General features: G+C 65.7%; 13 protein-coding genes and 1 pseudogene. 9 read left to right on the top strand and 5 right to left on the bottom strand.

Annotated features, from left to right (window positions below; genetic code table 11):
• Nucleotides 1-42: 42 nt before the first annotated feature.
• Nucleotides 43-3,419 (top strand): annotated as a pseudogene (locus J2X45_RS11810) (TonB-dependent receptor).
• A 180-nt stretch (nucleotides 3,420-3,599) separates the two neighbouring features.
• On the opposite strand, the gene J2X45_RS11805 reads toward J2X45_RS11810, so the two are convergent.
• From J2X45_RS11805 to J2X45_RS11795, 3 genes are all read right to left on the bottom strand, one after another.
• Nucleotides 3,600-4,715: a hypothetical protein gene (locus J2X45_RS11805; RefSeq protein ID WP_310214878.1), complete on the bottom strand. Its 1,116-nt coding sequence runs from the start codon at nucleotides 4,713-4,715 to the stop codon at nucleotides 3,600-3,602.
• Between the two features lie 95 nt (nucleotides 4,716-4,810).
• Nucleotides 4,811-6,046, bottom strand: coding sequence for a TetR/AcrR family transcriptional regulator (locus J2X45_RS11800; protein ID WP_310214876.1), 1,236 nt, complete (start codon nucleotides 6,044-6,046; stop codon nucleotides 4,811-4,813).
• Nucleotides 6,047-6,219: 173 nt separating this feature from the next.
• Nucleotides 6,220-8,148 (bottom strand): ATP-binding protein, encoded by a 1,929-nt coding sequence (locus tag J2X45_RS11795; RefSeq protein WP_310214874.1) that lies wholly within the window; start codon nucleotides 8,146-8,148, stop codon nucleotides 6,220-6,222.
• Between the two features lie 123 nt (nucleotides 8,149-8,271).
• On the opposite strand from J2X45_RS11795, the gene J2X45_RS11790 reads away from it, so the two are divergent.
• From J2X45_RS11790 to J2X45_RS11770, 5 genes are all read left to right on the top strand, one after another.
• Complete coding sequence (locus J2X45_RS11790) at nucleotides 8,272-9,498, top strand: serine hydrolase domain-containing protein (RefSeq protein ID WP_310214870.1); 1,227 nt, start codon at nucleotides 8,272-8,274, stop codon at nucleotides 9,496-9,498.
• A 411-nt stretch (nucleotides 9,499-9,909) separates the two neighbouring features.
• Nucleotides 9,910-12,000 (top strand): 3-hydroxyacyl-CoA dehydrogenase NAD-binding domain-containing protein, encoded by a 2,091-nt coding sequence (locus J2X45_RS11785; protein ID WP_310214868.1) that lies wholly within the window; start codon nucleotides 9,910-9,912, stop codon nucleotides 11,998-12,000.
• A gap of 134 nt (nucleotides 12,001-12,134) precedes the next feature.
• Nucleotides 12,135-13,691, top strand: a complete 1,557-nt coding sequence (locus tag J2X45_RS11780) for a class I adenylate-forming enzyme family protein (protein WP_310214866.1) — start codon at nucleotides 12,135-12,137, stop codon at nucleotides 13,689-13,691.
• A gap of 127 nt (nucleotides 13,692-13,818) precedes the next feature.
• A complete protein-coding gene (locus J2X45_RS11775) occupies nucleotides 13,819-14,817 on the top strand; it encodes a DegT/DnrJ/EryC1/StrS family aminotransferase (RefSeq protein WP_310214865.1) in 999 nt (332 codons plus the stop codon).
• A 50-nt stretch (nucleotides 14,818-14,867) separates the two neighbouring features.
• Nucleotides 14,868-15,368: a DUF2199 domain-containing protein gene (locus tag J2X45_RS11770; RefSeq protein ID WP_310214863.1), complete on the top strand. Its 501-nt coding sequence runs from the start codon at nucleotides 14,868-14,870 to the stop codon at nucleotides 15,366-15,368.
• Here the strand turns inward: J2X45_RS11770 and J2X45_RS11765 are convergent.
• Nucleotides 15,365-16,333, bottom strand: coding sequence for a magnesium and cobalt transport protein CorA (locus J2X45_RS11765; protein WP_310214860.1), 969 nt, complete (start codon nucleotides 16,331-16,333; stop codon nucleotides 15,365-15,367). The two genes, J2X45_RS11770 and J2X45_RS11765, sit on opposite strands and share 4 nt — an antisense overlap.
• Nucleotides 16,334-16,343: 10 nt before the next feature.
• On the bottom strand, nucleotides 16,344-17,363 hold the full coding sequence (locus J2X45_RS11760) for an adenosine deaminase (RefSeq protein WP_310214859.1): 1,020 nt from the start codon (nucleotides 17,361-17,363) through the stop codon (nucleotides 16,344-16,346).
• Nucleotides 17,364-17,527: 164 nt separating this feature from the next.
• Between J2X45_RS11760 and J2X45_RS11755 the strand changes: the two genes are divergently transcribed.
• From J2X45_RS11755 to J2X45_RS11745, 3 genes are all read left to right on the top strand, one after another.
• Nucleotides 17,528-18,547, top strand: a complete 1,020-nt coding sequence (locus J2X45_RS11755) for an amidohydrolase family protein (protein WP_310214857.1) — start codon at nucleotides 17,528-17,530, stop codon at nucleotides 18,545-18,547.
• Between the two features lie 170 nt (nucleotides 18,548-18,717).
• Nucleotides 18,718-19,728, top strand: a complete 1,011-nt coding sequence (locus J2X45_RS11750; protein ID WP_310214854.1) for a photosystem II stability/assembly factor-like protein — start codon at nucleotides 18,718-18,720, stop codon at nucleotides 19,726-19,728.
• Between the two features lie 42 nt (nucleotides 19,729-19,770).
• The gene (locus tag J2X45_RS11745) at nucleotides 19,771-19,929 is read left to right on the top strand and encodes a hypothetical protein (RefSeq protein ID WP_310214851.1); all 159 of its coding nucleotides are present in this window, start codon (nucleotides 19,771-19,773) and stop codon (nucleotides 19,927-19,929) included.
• The last annotated feature ends 235 nt before the right edge of the window (nucleotides 19,930-20,164 follow it).

Raw genomic sequence — 20,164 nt, 5'->3', positions numbered from 1 at the left:
TTAACGGGCGCGCCCAGCCGCCGGACGTAGGCTTGCCCGTCCTTGATCCCATACCTGTCAGCAGTGTGGTGGATTGACGCGCCGTCCACCCGCCGAGCCCAGCGCAGGTTGACGCGACGGCAAAACATACCGCATCATCGAAACAGGTGTTCGACATAGTTTGTTGAATGCTCGACTCGTCGCTGTTGGCGAGCCTGTTGCGCGGCTTTTCAGGCGTTCGGCCCCGGGGGACCAAAGCTTGTCGGCTTCCTACGACGCATCTCAAGGTTTCGAAAAAGAACCTGCTGAGCAGCGCGGCTGCATCCGCGCTGAGGAACGCGTACGCGCCGGCATCGTGTCGGGAACATCGCCGCCGAGCTGAACGCGACATGGCCCCGCGAAAAGACGACCGGCCAATCAAGAAAGAACCGAGGGAGGGAATACGAATGAACAGAAGCAGCTTCCTGCGCGGAGGATCATGTCTCGCGCTGGCTCTGGCGATGGCGGGCGCGGCTCAGGCCCAAGAGGCCCAGAAGCCGGATGCCTCGACCCAGGTCGAAGAGGTCGTCGTCACCGGATCCTTCATCCGAGGCACGCCTGAGGACGCGGCCCTTCCCGTGGAGGTGATCGGCGCCGAAGAGCTGCAGAAGCGCGGCTCGCCGTCCACCGTCGAGCTGCTGAAGGCGCTTTCGGTCTCCAACGGTGTGCTGGGGGACACCAACCAGTTCGACAGTCGCGCCCAGGGCTCGGAGGGCTCGGGTTCGGTGAACCTGCGGGGTCTTGGCTCTCAGCGCACCCTGGTGCTGTTGAACGGTCGCCGCCTGGCGATCAACCCGTTTGGTCAAGCCGGGGCGGGTATTGTTGACACCAACATCATTCCCTCGGCCGCCATCGGCCGTCTGGAGGTCCTGAAAGACGGCGCAGCCGCCACCTACGGCTCCGACGCCATCGCCGGGGTGGTCAACTTCATCACCAAGAAGAGTTTCGAGGGCCTGGAGGTCGGCGCCGACTACCGACACATCAACGGCTCCGACGGCGACTACGGGTTGAACTTCACCTGGGGCAAGGTCTGGGAGAACGGCAACGTCCTGGCCAGCCTCGGTTGGCAGCATCGCTCGAAGCTCTCAGTCGCCGAGCGGGACTGGGCCAATCGGTCGTATCTGAGCAATCCGGAAGCGGGCTGGTCCGCCGCCGGCAACCCGTCGACCTTTATTCCGCTGGCCAGCACGACCAACGGCATGCGCGACCCCGCCTGCTCGAGCCTGGGCGGCTTCGCGGGCTTTAGCGGCCTGACGCCGGTTTGCTACTGGCACTACACGCCCTTCGACAACCTGGTCGAGAAGTCCAACGCCATTCAGGCCTACGCCGAGGCCAACGCCGATCTTTCGGCGACGACCAAGTTCCACGTCGAGGTGCTTTACGCGCATACGGACGTGCCTGAGTGGAACACCTCGCCGTCCTACGCCGCCCTGGCGGTGCCGACCGCCGAGGCCTCGCCCATTCCCGGGCGGTACGTCGTGCCCGCGACGAATCCGGGTCTGATCGCCTTCATGGCGGCGAACCCCACGGTGCAACTGTCCAGCCTGGCGACGGGCGCGGTCAGCACGGTCCCCAGCTCGGTCTTCGCGTTCGGCGCGCTCAATGTTGCCAACCGGCCGTTCGGCATCGGCGGCAATCCGAAGTTCGGCTATGGCCCCTCGATCGGCGCGCGCTCGTTCGACGCCTTCCGGGTGTCGGCTGATCTGTCCGGCGAGTTCGAGAACGGCATCGGTTGGGACGTGGCGCTGACCTACTCGCAAGAGATCGGCATCCGCACCGGCTATGACACCTTGGTCAACCGCTTCGCTCTGGCGTTGCAAGGTCTGGGCGGCCCGCTCTGTGACAGCAACCCGTCGCTGCCCGGCGTTCAGGGGACGGCCGGCGTCGGCCAGTGCATGTACTACAACCCCTTCGCAAGCGCGATCCCGGGCAACGCCATCACCGGGCAAGCCAACGCCGGCTACAATCCCGCGCTGGCCAACAACAAGGACCTGATCGACTGGTTCTTCAAGAAGCTGTCGACCAAGCAGGCCTCGCGCCTGTTCGTCGGCGAGGCGGTGTTGAACGGCAAGACCAACATCACCCTGAAAGGTGGCGATATCGCCTGGGCCGCCGGCGTCCAGTATCGCCGCAGCTACTTCACCGCCGACTACAACGACATCAGCAACGCGGCCATCAACCCGTGCGTCAATACGCCGGACTTCGGCGTCACCACCTGCACGGGCTCGGTGCGCAACGGGCCGTTCATGTTCCTGGGCGTCGGCAACGAGGCTGACAACCAGAGCGACGTGACGGCGGCGTTCGGCGAACTCTCCGTGCCGATCACCGACGACTTCCAGGCTCAGCTGGCTGCGCGCTTTGAGCAATACGGCGGCGCGGTGGGCTCGACCTTCAACCCGAAAGCGTCGCTACGGTGGCAGGCCACCCCCTGGCTGGCCCTGCGCGCTTCCGCCGGCTCGACCTTCCGCGGACCGCCCGACCCGTTGACCACCACGACCTCGGTGACGTCGCTGCAAGGCATTCTGGGGGTGTTCCGCGCCGTCGACATCTACGGCAACCCGAACCTCAAGCCGGAAAAAGCCCAGACCTACAACTTCGGCCTTCTCTTTAAGACGGGCGAGTTCAAGGCCAGCGTCGACTACTTCTACTTCGACTTTAAGGATCCGATCGTCGCCGAGCCGGTGGCGGGCATGGTGGCCTCGCTCTATCCGAACGGTGCGGCCGGTGCGAACAATTGCGCCGACCCCGCCTATGCGGGCCTGGTGGCGCGCTTCACCTTCACCGGCGCCTGCACCACGCCGACGACCAGTATCGCGCGCCTTCGCACCAACTACATCAACGGCGCGCCGGTGAAGAACGCGGGCTTCGACTTCTCGGCCGACTATCGTTTCCGCGAGGTGATGGGCGGCGACATCTCGATCGGCGGCTCGGCGACCTACATCCAGAAGTACAAGGTCGGCGCAACCCAGGTGGAAGGCATCACTGTGGAGAAGGCCTTCGACGCCGTGGGTCTCCTAAACTACCAGACCACCGTCGTGCCGATCCCGAAGTGGAAGGGCGACGCCTATGCGGAATGGAATTCCGGCCCGCACAACCTGCGTCTGTCGGTGCACTACATCGGCTCCTACACCGACCAGCGCACCGCGCCGTTCGCGGCGAACGCCTACAAGGACACCACGGGCGCCGGCGTCACGGTCAGCGCGGGCAAGAAGATCGAAAAGCAGGTCCTGACCAACCTCGCCTATCGCGTCTTCCTGCCCTGGGACACCACGGCCACCCTGGCGATCACCAATATCTTCGACAAGGATCCGTCCTACGCCCGTCTCGACCTGGGCTACGACCCCTTCACCGGCGATCCGCTGGGCCGCACCTACAAGGTGGGTCTGCGTAAGAAGTTCTAGTTCCTCGGAGCGTGTGGGAACTTGCGGCGCGTCCTTCCCCCAAGGACGCGCCGTCTTCTTGCCTGGTCGGGCGCGTCTAGATCATTTTTCGAGCGAAGTGGTTCCGGTTCGCGTGAAGAAAAATGCGCCAAAACAAAAGATTAGAGCTCACGGCCTGTCGCAGTCAGGTCGTGAAATGCTCTAGAGCCAGTCGAGCAGGCTGGCGGGGCCGGCCACTGAGCCGTCCGCATTGAACATCTGCGCCAACTTCTCGCGGGAGGCCTGCAGGTCCGTCATCTTGGCGTAGAGGTCGGGCGTCCAGCCGGCGGCTTGCCGTTCTTCGGTGGTCATGGCGGCGTAGCGGGTGATCATGGCCTTGCCAAAGCCGCCGGCCTCGTCGGCTGTGGACTGGTAGCTTGCCTTGATGGCGGCGCTGTCGCGGGAACGGAGCTCCGCCTTGGCCTGGGCGATCTCGTGGGTTGAGAACTGGTCGTCCTTGTTCAGTGCGATGGCGGACAACGAACGATCGTCGAACCGCCGGAAGTCGATCTCGCCGCTGTCGCGATCCTTGGCCGCCTCGGGGGCGAAAGCCAGTTCATACTGCTTGTCCAGCGCGAGACGGACGTCGCCGGCGACCTTGCTGAAGTCGCGGGTCTTGGCGCCGGCGACGGCGCTGCCGGTCTCCTTCATGTAGGCCGCCACGCTGTCATTCGCGACGCCGGCTGGCGCCAGGCCTGGGCGGGCGATGGCCTGCTTGCGCCCTTCGACCAGGGCCTCGTGTTCGCGGCTCCAGGCGGCGGACGCCTTCTCCTCGGGCCCTGCCGTGTCCAGATGATCCAGGGCCGCCTGATAGAGACTGGTGTAGTCGCCGGTGAGCCGGGCCTGAGCGGCGGGGCCGGCGAGCATGGCGTCTTGTTGCGATTTCAAGGCCAGGGCGGCGACCACTTGCTGCTCCATCGGGAACTGCCCGCCCTTGTTGCTGGCCACGGCATGCAGCGTGCGCCGGTCCAGAGCCGTCAGGTCGATGGCGGGAGCGCCGTCCTTCAGCGCGCTGGCCGCACCGGCCGCTTTCAGGCGCGCGGTGATCTGGGCCTTAGCCTCGGCGACCACCGTCTCGATCGTTCGGGCATCGGTTTGCGCCTTCAGCGCCGCCTGCGCGGCGGGCGACAGGGTGACGTTCACCGCCGGGGTGTTGATCGTCTCGCTCTGGTCGCGGGTCTTGGCTTGGGAGGCGGCTTGGCTTGCGCGCTGGGCCGCCGTCTGACCTGCGGTCAGGCCGGGCGCATAGGTCGACGCATACGGATTGATGGTCGTCATGGCGCGCGACTTCTAGCGAATCGAGGGGCCGATGGTAGCAGTCGCCCGCCGGCTTGGGCACCCTATGGTTAACGGGCGTCGCCGGGTGCTGCGGCTTAGCTGAGGACGCCCGTCAACAGCGGTCGGGCGAACAGGTTCGCGGCCTCTTCACGCTTCAGCCCGGGCACCCAGGCCTCGAGCGAGGCGGCGGCGTTCAGCATCGAGTTGATCATATGGGCTGCGATGCTGGCGTCGACCGCCCGGATCGATCCGTCGGCCACGCCGTCCGAGATGATGGATGCGAAGCGTTGCCAGCCCCGCATATAGCCGTCAGCCATGTCGCTGCGCAGCGGCTCGGGCAGGGCGCCGAGCGACGAGGCGCGCAGTAGCGGGCCATGCTCGGACAGCTGGTAGCTGGTCAGGCCGGCGGCGGTCGACACCAGCTGTGTCCAGCTGTCCGTCGGCAGGGCCCGCGCGTCGAGCTGAGAACGACGGGTTACCGTGAAGGTGCGCTCGAAGCACTCGGTCACCAGGGCGTCCTTGTCTTCGTGATGGTGATAGAACGAGCCCTTGGTGACGTTCAGCGCTGCGGAAATGTCCTCGACCGAGGCCCCGCGATAGCCGCGCTGGTTGATCAGGCGCGTCGCCGCGACCAGGAAGGTCTCGCGCCACTCCAGGCCTTCAGGCGACACAGGCGTCGGATCGGGCAGGGAATGCGGCTCCCATGCTCGGTTCGCCACGGGCAGGCCCTTCAGCAGGATGTCGCTCATCCGCTCAAGCACCCGGCCGTAGTCCTCGATGTCGTAACGGCGTAGCCAGCGCCCCGACCAGAACACCTGTTCCATCAGCAGATGGGTGCGCGCATTGCGCTGAGGTTTGTCGAGATGCGCCAGGGACGGGTCGTCAAAGAAGCTTCGCACCCGTCGGAACAGGTCATTGAACGCGCCAACGACCGAGCCGCGCAGAGGCTCCTTGAGGGCCTTGATCTCGGCGAAGCTGGTCAGCGGCGTCGCTTCCCCCAGACGCACGCGACGATTGAGGTCGAGATAGAGATCTAGAAACTTGACGATCCGTTCCGCCGGGCGCGCCTCGGCGGCGGCCTGCTCGACCATGGCTTCGAAGCGCTCGAGTCCGCGCATGAAGCAGGCGGCGGCCAAGTCGTCCTTTTTCCGATAGTAGTAGGTGACGCTGGTGGTGTTGAGGCCGACGCTGGCGGCGACATCGGCCAGAGTCATGCCGCGGACGCCCTGGCGGTTCAGGATCGCTGTGGCCGCCGCCAGGATCGTCTCCTTCTTTTTCGCGTAGCGCGCCGTCGCCGCTCCCGCGATCCGACCGTCGTCCATCGCCTTCAAATCCCCGGGGTCCTATGACGACCGACGGTCGCGCCGGCCACTGGACTCTCGCGTCCAATCTAGGCGTCCATGGAGCTGGCTTAAAGGCCAACGCCGTCTGTCGTGGGACAATAGTGGCTGCCTACAGCCCCGATTTGTCAGGATTGTTTCAGGCGAGGTTGCTCTGGAGCGTTCTAGGAGACTTTCCGCTGAGTGGGTCGATCCGTTGTCAGGGCCGCGGCGATCGTCTGCGCCAGGGCCATCGGCGACAGCGGCTTGGCGACGGCGCCGTTCATCCCCGCTGCGAGATAGCTGGCCTTTTGGTGCGCCATGGCGTTGGCGGTCATGGCCAGGATGGGCGTGGCGCCGGCCGGGCCCTTGATCGCACGGATGCGATGGGTGGCCTCGACGCCGTCCATCACCGGCATCTGGATATCCATCATGATCAGGTCAAAGCCCTCGCGCGCCGCCGCCGCTCCTTGCGCGCCGTCTTCGGCGGTGGTCACCCGCGCCCCAAGCGCCTCGAGCATGCGCGTCGCGATCAGTCGATTGGTGGCGTTGTCCTCCACCAGTAACACTCGGAGGCCGTCGAACAGGGGGCCGTCTGCGTTGGTTTGCTCAAGGTCGGGGCGCGCGCAGGCTTGTGCGTCCACCTCAAGCCAGAAGGTCGAGCCCTTGCCCAGCTGGCTCTCAAAGCCGACCTCGCCGCCCATCATCTCGGCCAAACGTCTGCAGATCGCGAGGCCCAGGCCGGAGCCCCCGAACCGCCGTGTGGTCGAACCGTCACCCTGCCGGAAGCGCTCGAACAGCCGCGCACCGGCCTCTTCGCCGATGCCGACGCCTGTGTCGTCGATCTCGAACCGCAGCCTCAGCCGCCCGCCTTCTGGGCTGTCTATTCTGTTTCCGGACAGCCGCGCGACGACGCCGCCTTCCAGGGTGAACTTCACCGCATTGCCGATCAGGTTGAACAGGGCCTGGCGCAGGCGAAGGGGGTCGGTCGCGGCCCACCCAAGATCACCCGACGCCTCGACCCGGAGATAAAGTCCTTTGGCCTCGGCCTGCGCGCGAAGCATGTCTGCGACGCCGCGAAGCAACGTCGCCGGGCAGACGGGCTCGGCGGACAACTCCAGCTTCCCAGCCTCGATCTTGGAGAAGTCGATGATGTCGTTCAGAAGCTCCGACAGCATTTCGCCGCATCCCAGAGCCTCGGTCAGCAGGCGGCGGCCGTCGTCCGACAGCTTCTCGGTCTTCAGGAGGTGCAGCACGCCCAGCACGCCATTCATCGGCGTCCGGATTTCATGGCTCATATTGGCCAGGAACTGCGACTTGGCCTCGGCGGCGGCGAGGGCCGCGTCGCGCGCCGCGACGAGTTCAGTGACGTTCTGGGTGATGCCGATGACGTCGAAGGCTTCAGGGCTGGATCCGCGCACGCCGCGCCAGGCCACGTGCAGGTGGATCCACGCCTCGGCGCCAGGGTCTAGGTAGCGGTAGTCGATTTCAACGTGCTCGCCCGTATGGAGCGTTCGAGAAAAGGCCTGCCACACGCGCGCGCGATCATCGGGGTGAATGGACAGGGTCATCTCGGCGATCGTCATCGTCCGCGCCCCGCCTTCGGGCGCGCTGGGGGTCGGTATGTCCTGGTCGAAAACGTAGACGCCCTTACGGGGATTGAAGCGCCAGACATAGACGCCGGCGGCGTTGCGCAGCAGCTCGTTGGAGCGTTCGGCCTGTAGGCGGGCGGCCTCTCGCGCCCGGTCCTCGCTGATGTCTTGGAAGACGATCAGCTGTCCGCCGTCTTCGAGTAGGGTCGATTGCGTGCGGACCCACAGCCAACCGCCGCCCTTTCGGGCCAGGCGGTTTTCGCTACGGGCGTGGCCAAGGGTTCTCAGCGTGTGACCTGCGGCGGTCAGCACCTCGGTATCGTGCAGGTGGAAGAAGTCGCGGATCTGACGGCCGAGGGTCTCTTCGGCGGCCCAGCCGGTCACTTGGCTCCAGGCGGGATTGACGCGGATGATCTTGCTGTCGCGCAGCACGACGAACATCTCGAGGCTGTTCTGGAAGAACCAGTCAGCCGCAGCGGCTTCGATTCTGGTGGCAGCCTCGTTATCCAAGTGCTTGCCCATCCCGCTTCGCTCGTCTTCAATCGATGATGCGCAGGGTTGGGTAAAGTTTACGTTGCGGCATATCGCCTCGGCGAGAGTCCTGGTCCGAGCCAATCAAGACGTGAAAAAGGGGAGAGCAGGACGTTGAGCACGCCAGAAGCCGTAGGACTATCCTCAGAGCGCCTCAAGCGCATCGATAGCTTCATCCAGGCCAAGTACATCGACTCGGGAAAACTGCCCTGCGCCTTGACCCAAGTCTGGCGGCGGGGGCAGCTGGCCCATACCTCGGTATTGGGCAGCGCCGACGTTGAGCGCGGCAAGCCGTTGAAGGCCGACAGCCTGTTCCGCATCTATTCGATGACCAAGCCTGTCACCAGCGTCGCCTTCATGATGCTGGTCGAGGAGGGGCTCGTCTCACTGGATGATCCTGTGCATCGCTTCATTCCGGCCTGGCGCGACCTCGGCGTCTTCCAGGCGGGTGTCGCCGGCGCGTTCCAGACGACCCGCACCAAGGAGCCGATGCGCACCATCGACCTGCTGCGCCACACCTCGGGCCTGACCTATGGCTTCCAGCAGCGCACCAATGTCGACGCAGCCTATCGCAAGCTGAAGCTGGACGGCGTCGATAGCGAAGGCGGCCTCAAGACCTTCGTCGAGACGCTGGGCACGGTCCCGCTGGAGTTCTCGCCGGGCGAGGCCTGGAACTATTCGGTCGCGACCGATGTCCTGGGTTACCTGGTCGAGGTGATCTCGGGGATGCCATTCGACGTGTTCCTCAAGACTCGCATCTTCGATCCGCTGAAGATGATCGACACCGGCTTCTTCGTGCCTGAAAGCCAGCGCCAGCGCTTCACCGCCTGCTACGCCCTGACGCCGTCGGGCAAGGTGGTGTTGCAGGACGATCCCGAGAAGAGCCGCTATCTCTCCGATCCGTCCGTGAAATCGGGCGGCGGCGGCCTGGTGTCGACGGCGGATGACTACATGCGGTTCTGCCGCATGCTGCTGAATGGCGGCGAGCTGGACGGCGTGCGCCTGCTCAGCCCAAAGACGATCAAGCTTATGACGATGAACCACCTGCCCGGCGGCCAGGAACTGGTTCAGGCGTCGAAGTCGCTGTTCAGCGAGGCGGTGTTTGAAGGCCTCGGTTTTGGCCTCGGCTTCGCGATGACCATCGATCAGGCCCGTACCAAGAACCTGGGCTCGCATGGCGAGTACTTCTGGGGCGGCATGGCCTCGACCGCGTTCTGGATCGATCCGGTCGAGGATCTGGCGGTGGTGTTCATGACCCAGCTGATGCCGTCGACCTCGTACCCGATCCGTCGCGAGCTGCGGACCCTGGTCTATTCGAGTTTCACCGAGGCGGCGGGGTAGGCCAGCGGCGCCTATCCGCAAGAAAACGGCGCGGGAGAGCCTCCCGCGCCGAGTTGCGCTTTACCAAAGTCCGACGCATTGCGAGCAATACGTCACGCTCGCGAAATCCACCGACTTCGAAACGTCAGGACGCGTGCAAGGCGCGTCCAAAGCCCATGAAATCCCGCGAACGCCCTCCCCGGCGCGGATCATTCTCTCTGGATTTCAGGAGGGTGTGCGCCGGTCAGCCCCCCGGCGCCGCCTCCGAGCCCACGGATGATCTCGGCCGAACTTCTGATTTCGAATTTGTAGTATGCATTTCCGGCCGTCAACCGGGGGCGCCCGCGAAATGGGCGCCGTTGCGTAGGTCTGGACATCTGCGGCGGAGCATGCACGCTGCTGTCAAACAACCGTTCAAACCAAGAAACAGGGGTGGAAGCCGCCATGGCCGCGATCAACGCCGTCACCGATTTTTCCGTCGAAGGCGACATCGGCGTCGTCACGCTGAACTCGCCGCCGGTCAACGCGCTGTCGGCCGCTGTGCGTGAGGGGCTCGCCGGCGCGTTCGACGCCGCGATCGCCGACGCTGCGGTCAAGGCGATCGTGCTGATCTGCGACGGCAAGACCTTCATCGCCGGCGCCGACATCACCGAGTTTGGCAAGGCCATGACCGGCCCTTCTCTGCAGGACGTGCAGAACGTCATCGAAAACTCGCCCAAGCCGGTGATCGCCGCGATCCACGGCACGGCCCTGGGCGGCGGGCTGGAAGTGGCGCTGGTCGCCAACTACCGCGTCGCCGTTCCCTCGGCCAAAGCCGGCCTGCCCGAAGTGAACATCGGCCTCCTGCCCGGCGCCGGCGGCACCCAGCGCCTGCCGCGCATCGTCGGCGTCGAGAAGGCGCTTGAGATGGTCACCAGCGGCCAGCACGTGCCGGCCAAGGCCGCGCACGCCATGGGCCTGTTCGATGAGCTGGTCGAGGAGGGCAAGCTGCGCGAGGGCGCTATCGCCTTCGCCAAGGCCGTTGTCGCCGAGAACCGTCCGCTGAAGAAGGTCCGTGACCTGAACGAAAAGGTCGAAGCCGCGCGCGGCAAGCCCGAGATCTTCGAGGCCTTCCGCAAGGCCAACGCCAAGAAGTTCCGGGGCTTCATGGCCCCCGAGAACAACATCAAGTGCATCGAGGCGGCGGTGAACCTGCCCTTCGACGAAGGGCTGAAGGCCGAGCGCAAGCTGTTCATGGAGCTGATGACCGGCAGCCAGTCGGCCGCCCAGCGCTACGTGTTCTTCGCCGAACGCCAGGCCGCCAAGATCCCGGACGTGCCTGACGACACCCCGACCATTCCCGTCAAGAAGGTCGGCGTGATTGGCGCCGGCACCATGGGCGGCGGCATCGCCATGAACTTCCTGAACGCCGGCATCCCGGTGACGATCATCGAGGCGAAACAGGAAAACCTGGAGCGCGGCGTCGGGATCATCCGCAAGAACTACGAGAACACCGCCAAGAAGGGCCGGCTGACCCAGGACGACGTCGAAAAGCGCATGGGCCTACTGACGCCCTCCATGGAGATGGAGGCTCTGGCCGACTGCGACATGATCATCGAGGCAGTGTTCGAGCTGATGGAGATCAAGAAGGAGGTCTTCGGCAAGCTGGACAAGATCGCCAAGCCTGGCGCCATCCTGGCCACCAACACTTCGTACCTGAACGTCGACGAGATCGCGGCCTGCACCAGCCGTCCCGAAAGCGTGATCGGCACCCACTTCTTCTCGCCGGCCAATGTCATGCGCCTGCTGGAGCTGGTGCGCGGCGACAAGACCTCCAAGGAGGTCATCGCCACCTGCATGAAGCTCAGCAAGACCATCGGCAAGGTCCCGGTGCTGGTCGGGGTCTGCTACGGCTTCGTCGGCAACCGCATGCTGGCCCAGCGCCAGCGCGAGGCCCAGAAGCTGATCCTGGAAGGCGCCATGCCCTGGGACGTCGACCGTGTGCTGTACGACTTCGGTCTGCCCATGGGGCCCTTCGCGATGAGCGATCTGGCCGGCCTCGACATCGGCTGGGACCCGGCCAAGACCAGCTCCTCGACCGTGCGCGAAGTGCTTTGCGAGATGGATCGCCGCGGCCAGAAGAACGGCAAGGGCTTCTACGACTACGACGAGAACCGCAACGCCAAGCCCTCGCCCGTTGTCGAGGAGGTCATCCGCGACTTCGCCGAGAAGCGTCAGATCCAGCGTCGCGACATCACCGACCAGGAGATCCTGGAGCGCTGCCTCTATCCGATGGTCAACGAGGGCGCGAAGATCCTCGAAGAAGGCAAGGCCATCCGCGCCTCCGACATCGATATCGTCTGGATCAACGGCTACGGCTGGCCAGTCTACAGCGGCGGCCCGATGTTCTGGGGCGAATTGGTCGGCCTCGACAAGGTCCTGGCCAAGATGAAGCAGTTCCACGCCGAGCTGGGCGACGACTTCAAGCCCTCGGCCCTGCTCGAGCGCCTGGTCGCCGAAGGCAAGGGCTTCAAGGACGCTTGAGCTGAATTCCCCTCCCCTTGATGGGGAGGGGGAGGGGTGGGGTGATGCGGCGGTTGAAGCCGCGCCCCCATGTCCAACGGTGTCACCCCATCCCCAGCCCTTCCCCATCCAAGGGGAAGGGAGGAGTTCCTAGAATGTCCGCCCTCGCCGCTATGATCGCCGCCGACTACGGGACCATCGGCGATGTCCTGCGTGAGCGCGCGCGGGAGAATCCCGATCGCCTGGCCGTCGTCATGGAGACCGGCGAGGCGGTCACCTACGCCCAGTTTGACGCCTTGATGGATCGTGTCGCGGCGGCCTTGCAGCGCGACGGGATCACGCCCGGCGAGGCGGTGGCGGTTTGCGCCCTGTCGTCGATTCCTTACGCGGCGCTGTTCCTGGGCGCCTTGCGGGCGGGCGTTGCGGTGGCCCCGATCGCGCCGTCGTCGACGCCGGAGTCGATCGCCGTGATGGTCGCCGACTGCGGCGCCAGGCTGTTCTTCCTCGACGCCGGCGTCGCCGAGGCCCAGAAGCCGGCGCCCATCCCGATGCGAGCGATCGCGCTGGACGGCTCCGCCGCTGGCGAGGCGTTCGACCGCTGGCTGGCGCCTGAGGGCGCGACGCCCGTGTCCGTCGAAATCGGACCCAAGCATCCCTTCAATATCATCTATTCCAGCGGCACGACTGGGACGCCCAAGGGCATCGTCCAGTCGCACGGCATGCGCTGGAAGCATATCTTCGTCGGCGACGCGATCGGCTACGGTCACGCGCCCGTCAGCCTCCTGTCGACGCCGCTCTATTCCAACACCACGCTGGTCTGCTTCTTCCCGACCCTGGCGGGCGGCGGGACCGTGGTGCTGATGAAGAAGTTCGATGTGGTTCGTTATCTGGAGCTGGCCCAGACGCATCGCGTGACCCACACCATGCTGGTGCCGGTGCAGTACCGTCGCCTCATGGAGCATCCGGACTTCGACGCCTACGACCTCTCCTCCACGCGAATGAAGTTCTGCACCAGCGCCCCGTTCGCCGCCGAGCTCAAGGCCCAGGTGCTCAAGCGCTGGCCTGGCGGTCTGGTCGAGTACTTCGGCATGACTGAGGGCGGCGGCACGTGCATCCTGATGGCCCATGAGCATCCCGACAAGCTGCACACGGTCGGGCGTCCGGCGCCCGGCCACGATATCCGGCTGGTCGACGAGGACGGCCAGCAGGTCGGGCCCGGCGTGGTTGGCGAGATTGTCGGGCGCTCGGCCAGTATGATGAACGGCTATCATGGCCGTCCCGACAAGACCGCCGAAGCGACCTGGATCTCGCCCGAAGGCTGGACCTTCATCCGGACAGGCGACGTCGGCCGGTTCGACGAGGAGGGCTTCCTCACCCTGATGGACCGTAAGAAGGACATGATCATCAGCGGTGGGTTCAACATCTATCCGTCGGACCTGGAGGCGGTGCTGGTCCAGCATCCGGCGGTGGTTGAGGCGGCGGTGGTGGGTGTGCCCTCCGACGCGTGGGGCGAGACGCCGGTGGCCTTCGTGGCGCTGAAGAGCGGGCAGGCCGCGGAGGCCGAGGCCATCAAGACCTTCGTCAACGGCCAGGTCGGCAAGACCCAGCGCCTGGCTGAGGTGGTGATCGTCGACAGCCTGCCGCGCAGCCACATCGGCAAGGTCCTGAAGCGCGAACTGCGCGACTCATGGCAAAAGTCGCCCAGTCAGTAAGCTTGTGCGGCGTTTTTTGCCGCGACCGCGCGCCGCATTAGGGCGAGCGGAATCGATGAATACGGTTGCTTAACCATATGGTGCGGCCATGAGGTCGCCCGGTTCGTCGTGGATTGCGTTCAAGCTCATGCGCCCGAAGCCCGTCGCCGCTCCGATCAATGCTCTCGCCGACCTGGCGCGTGAGGCCAAAAGCCTTGTGCGAGCGCCAGGCGCGCCCATCGATTTCGACGCGGTCGCCAGGGCGCTCGGCGCCGCAGGTCACGCCTCAGATCTGGAGCAGCGGCTAGCCGCCCGTTTCGTCCGGCCGGTCGCCGCCCGCGCCTTCGCGGCTCGGATTGAGGCCACAGCGGCGGCTCTGAAAGCCCTGGGCGTGCGCTCGGGCGGTGTTTGCGTGGTCTCGGCCCTGGCCGATCCGGAGACGCTCGCGGGCGTCGCCGCTGCGGGGCTCAAGGCCTGGCTCGTCGACGTCGACCCGTTCAGCGCCATGTTCGACACCGACCATCTGCGCGAGCGGCTGCCAGAGGCGCCGGGACCGCTGGAGGCCATCGTGCCGGCCGCCGCCCACGGCCGCGCACCTGACATGCGCGCCTGGGCCGCGTTCCGGGACGAGACGGGGCTGCCGATCCTCGTCGACGCCCACGGCGCCTTCGATGTGATCATTGAAGCGCCCGTGCCGGTCCTGGTGGGGCTGCCCGGCGGGCAGGGGGTGTTCCTGGCCTGTGAGGACGCTGTGCCGGTCAACGCGGTCGAAGCCGCACCGTTCGCGGGAGACGACGGTCTCGCCGCCTGGCCCGGCCTTCGCCAGCGGCTTTGTGGCGTAGCCCAACAACTACGCGTGCTGTTGCTGGACAGCGGCGTCGGTTTCCAGCCTGGCTGGGGCATGAGCTGGGTTTCGCCCGTCTGCGCGCTCAGCCTGCCGACCGACGACGCTGGGGCTGTGGCCTGGAAGCTCCAGGCGGCCGGCGTGCCCGCCAGTTGCGCGGTCCGGGATCGCACGCTCGCCGCCGACGAAACCCCCAACGCCGATCACCTGGCGGCCTCGACGGTGGTTGTGAACCTGGATCCCGGTCTCGACATCGAGGGCCTCGACCGCTTGTGCGATGCTCTGCGCGACGCGGTGGTCTGAGCGGTCGACTTGGCCTAATCATCGGCTGAAATCTCAAGCCGAAGGGTTCGATGGCCGAAGAATTCCAATGCGCCACGTGTGGCGAGCGCCATGAGGCTCTGACCCGCGACTGGGGCTTTTCCCTGCCGGACGAGGTTTTCGCGCTGCCCGAAGCCGAACTGGAGGCCGAGGTCCGCTACGACGACGACCTCTGCCAGTGGGGCGATCGCTACTTCATCCGCTGCATCCTGCCGGTGCCGCTGAAGGGCGAGGACGACTACTTCGGCTGGGGCGTCTGGGCCGAGGTCGAGGCTGACGTGTTCCAGCGCTACCTCGAGCTCTACGAAGAGGACGGCCGCGAGGAGCCGCCGCATCCGGCGAAACTGGCTAACAAGCTCGCCGCCTATCCAGGAACGACCTTGGGTACGCGCCTGCTGATCCAGTTTCAAACCCCGGACGAGCGGCCGAGCCTGCTGCTGCTCGACGGCGACAAGAGCCGACTAGCCGACGAGCAACGCAGTGGCATTGACGCGGCGCGGCATCATGAGATCGTCGAAGTCTGCGGGGCCTAGAGCCACCCCGCCTTCTTGAACCGCCGGTACAGCAGGCCGCACACCACGACGATCCCGCCGACGACCGCCGGGTAGCCATAGGCCCACTTCAGCTCGGGCATATGCTCGAAGTTCATGCCGTAGATCCCGGCGATCGCGGTCGGCACCGCCAGGATTGCGGCCCAGGCGGCCAGTTGGCGGGTGATCACGCCTTGGCGCTGTTGCTCCAGAAGGCTGGCGATTTCGAAGACCGAGGTGAGCACCTCGCGCAGGCCGTCGACCAGAATCTCGGTGCGCTGCACGTGGTCATGGACATCGCGGAAGTACATCCGCACCTCTCTGTCGATGCAGGGTAGGTCGTGATGTTCCAAGGCGCCGGCCATCTGGGCCATCGGACCCAGCATCTTTTTGAACCGCATCAGCGAGCGGCGCAGGGCGAAGATGCGGGTGATCTCGGCTCGGCTGAGGAAGGCGTCGAGGGCGCGCTGCTCGATCGCCTGCAGCTCTTCCTCGATCTGGTCGACGATCGGCATGTAACCGTCGACGATAAAGTCCAGCACCGCGTGGAGAACGTAGTCGACGCCATGGGCCAGCAGGCCCGGCGTCGCCTCCAGCTGGGCGCGTAGCTCAGTATGGGCTCGGGCGCTGCCATGGCGGACGGTGATCAGGTGCTGGCGTCCGACGAAGAAGTCGGTCTCGCCATAGGCGATGCGGTCACCTTCCAGATGCGCGGTCTTGGCCACCACGAACAACTGGTCGCCATAGATCTCGACCTTGGGGGTCTGACGGGCGTGCAGCGCGTCTTCGACCGCCAACGGGTGCAGGCCAAAGGCGGACTGCAGGCGGCGCAGTTCGTCCTCGTCTGGTTCGGCCAAGCCAATCCAGACGAACTCGCCCTCGCGCGGGATCAGGGCGTCGGGCGAGGACAGGTCCAGGACGCGGACGGGGTGTCCGGCCTTATAGGCGGTGGCGGCGATCAGGCTCACGGCGCGCGGCTCAGTAGGCGGCCGCGTAGGCCTCGACCCCCGCGATCCGCTCGGCCTTTTCGGCGTCGCTCAGGAACGAGCCGGCGAAGCTGTTCTTGGCCAGGGTGACGATCTCGTCGCGGGTCAGGCCCACAGCGCTGGCGGTGGCCAGGTAGTTCTCCAGGAGATACCCGCCAAAATAGGCCGGATCGTCAGAGTTGACGGTCGCCTTGAGGCCCAGGTTCAGCATCCGCTTCAGCGGATGAACGTCCAGGCTGGGCACGCCGCACAGCTTCAGGTTCGAGAGCGGGCAGACGGTAAGGGTGATCCCGTCCTTGACGAGGCGCTCGGTAAGAGCCTCGTCCTCCAGCGCCCGGTTGCCATGGTCGATGCGGTCGACCTTTACGAGGTCGATCGCTTCCCAGACATAGGCCGGGGGGCCTTCCTCGCCGGCGTGGGCGACGACCTTCAAGCCGAGGTCCCGCGAGGCTTGCAGCACCCGGGCGAACTTGGCGGGCGGATGGCCGACTTCCGAGCTGTCCAGGCCCACGCCCGCAAGCTCTTTCAGCCAGGGCTTAGCCTGTTCCAGCGTCTCGAACGCGGCCTCCTCGGAGAGGTGGCGCAGGAAGCAGAGGATCAGCTTGGAGGTGACGCCCAAGGTCTTCTCGGCCTCGTCCATGCCGGCGAGCAGGCCCTTCATCACCACATCGAAGGCGATGCCGCGATCGGTGTGGGTCTGGGGATCGAAGAAGATCTCGGCGTGCGTCCCACCGTCGGCCGCCAGGCGCTGGAAATAGGCGAGCGCGAGATCCTTGAAGTCGGCTTCGGTGATCAACACCCCCGCGCCCTGGTAATAGATGTCCAGGAAGTCCTGCAGGTTCGAGAAGGCGTAGGCCGCGCGGATTTCCTCGACCGAGGCGAAGGGCAGGGTGATCCCGTTACGCTTGGCCAGTTCGAACATCAATTCAGGTTCGAGGCTGCCCTCGATGTGCATGTGCAATTCGGCCTTGGGCAGGCCACGAACGAAGTCAGCGAGGGCGGCATGGGTCATGGGGGAGTTATGGACTCGCTCGCGACGCGGTCAAGCGCGGGGCCGCCGGCGGCGCTGAAGATCGAGCAACGATGCCTAGATCAGGCGGGTTCCGTATTGCCTTCTTGTTGGGCCTAACCTCTCATGCGTTGAGCGAACCTTGTTCGTCTGGCGTCGGGGGGCGAATGCGTTACGGACTGATAGGTCTTGGCCTGGCGTGCGCGCTGGTGTTGAGCGCGCCGGCCCGGGCGGCCGATCCGATCATCGACATGCACCTGCATGCATTGGCCGCTGACGAGCAGGGGCCGCCGCCCCTGGCGATGTGTACGCCGATCAATCCCATGCCGACCTGGGATCAGCGTCAGACCTGGATGGCCGGCCTTGGCGCCATGTTCAAGTCGCCCAAGTGCGCCGATCCGATCTGGTCGCCGACCTCGGACGATGAGATCCGCGACAAGACCTTGGCGATCATGGCCAAGCGAAACATCATCGGTGTGGTGAGCGGGCCCTACAAGCGGGTCATGGCCTGGCGCGCCCTGGCTCCGGACCGTGTGCTGCCCAGTCTCATGCCCGCCAATGAGGAGCTGTCCAAGCCCAGGGTGCTTCTCGATGATTTCGGGAAGGCCAAGGCGGCAGGGCAACTGGCTGTGATCGGCGAGCTGGGCTTCCAGTATGACGGGATCGCGCCGAATGATCCCCGGCTTGAGAATCTTTGGGCCGCCGCCGAGCAGATGGATGTACCGGTGGCCATCCATATTGGACCGGGCCCGCCTGGTGTCGCCTATCTTCCCGGTTCGGGGTACCGCGCGCGGCTCAGCAGTCCGCTGCTGCTGGAGGAAGTGCTGATTAAGCATCCAAAACTGCGGATCAACGTGATGCATGCGGGTTATCCGATGTTGGATGACACTCTGGCGCTGCTTTACGCTCATCCGCAGGTCTATGTGGACACCGGCGTCATCGTCTATTCGCAGCCGCGCCCGGCCTTCTATCGCTACCTGCAGGCGCTGGTCGACGCGGGCTTCGGCGAGCGGGTGATGTTCGGCTCCGACCAGATGGTCTGGCCCGAGACGATCGAGCGGTCGATCGCGGTGATCGACGAGGCGCCGTTCCTCTCCGCCCAGCAAAAGCGCGACATCCTCTACAACAATGCTGCGCGGTTTTTGCGTCTGGACGAAGCGACGCAAGCCAAGCACCGGGCGATGTAGCCACCCGAAGCGCCCCGGGAGCAGCCGGTCGACCCTTCCTGGCCGTGCCCAACAATTCGTCGTCCGGCGCACGGACGACACGGGTTCGGACTGGGCGCAAGAAGGGGATTTGGGTTGCGCTCGGCGTGGTTTCATCTGAAGCCGGTGTGTCTTGCCTGGGGAGGGTTCGTATGGACCGGAGAAACTTCATCATCGCGGGCGCCGCCTTCGTCGCGACGCCCGCCGCGGCCGCCGGCGGTCTCGTGATCCCTGCTTCCTCGACAGACAGCGAACTGCGAGGGCTTTCTCCAACCGGCGGCAAGGCCTTCTGGGCGTCCGGCTCAAAGGGCTGGGTGGTGAGGGGCAAGGGGCAGAGACAGGACGCCTTCCGGATCGTCGGCGCGGAGGCGCTCGACTTCCGTGGGCTACATGCGTTCGATGACCAGCATGTCCTGGCGATGAGCGCGGGGCCGGGCGAGGCCTCGCAGCTCTGGCGCACCCGGGATAGCGGCAAGACCTGGACGCGGATCACGACTAACCAGGATCCGGACGGCTTCTGGGACTCGATCGCGTTTGTCGACAAAAAGCGTGGCTTCATCCTCGGGGATCCGACCCAGGGACGGTTCACGGTGCTTTACACCAACGACGCGGGCGAGACGTGGGCTCGGTTGAAGCCCGAGGGCGTGCCGCTGGCCGCGGCGAACGAGGGCGCCTTCGCCGCCAGCAATGGCTGTGTCGCAATCGGTCGCCGGGGGCAGGTCGCGTTCTGCACGGGCGGCGCGGGCAAGGCGCGGGTCTATCTGTCGCGCGGCGGCGGTGGGGTCTTCGTGGCGATGGAGACGCCGATCCTGGCCGATGCGCCGTCGAAGGGGGCCTTCGCCGTCACCTTCGCCAAGGATGGGACGCTGTGGGTCTGCGGGGGCGACTACAAGAGCCCGCAAGGCAAGGGCGTGAACCTGGCGCGTCTGGCGCCTGGCGCCCTGGCGTTCGAGCCGGTCGCTGCGCCCGCCGGCTATCTGTCCGCGATTTCGGCGAAGGGCGACACGGTGATCGCCACCGGTCTGGCCGGGACCATCGTCAGTCGGGGCGGTGGCGCGTTCGAGCGCGTCTCTGCAGCGCCGATGAATAGCGTGCGCCTGACGTCGAAAAAGGCCGCGGTGCTCTGTGGCCCCAAAGGGACGATAGGTCTCTGGAAAGCCTAGCACGGGGGCGGAACCCCCGTCCGTCGTTTGCGTTCATCCCCCATGCTCAAGCTCGCTGGTGTCCTTCTCGCGCTCATGATCCTGTTTGGGGTCCTCGGCTTTGTCGTGGACGTCGCCGGCGCGCTGACCAAGGCCGCCTTTTTTGTCTGTTTGATCGGGTTGGGCGTCTCGCTGGCCGCCAAGGCCCTGCGCAAGGACTGATCGCAGCATTTACGCCGCGTTACGAATCCCCCTTTCCTTCCTCATCCTCATCCCCTATATCCCCGCGCTCACGATGACATCGGCGGAGCGCCTACGCGCGTCCGTATTACGCCCCGAGGCGCGGTCAGCCGCCCTCCGACCAGCGCGAAGGGGCGCCCGTCAGGCTTCCGGTCCCGGTCGCCCGACAGGGGAATTCCAGCGTCCGCGGCTCTCCGACGAGGAGAGCGGCGAGGGT

Source organism: Caulobacter sp. BE264 (assembly GCF_031457805.1).
Classification (GTDB): Bacteria; Pseudomonadota; Alphaproteobacteria; order Caulobacterales; family Caulobacteraceae; genus Caulobacter.
This window is presented reverse-complemented; position numbering and strand designations above follow the sequence as displayed.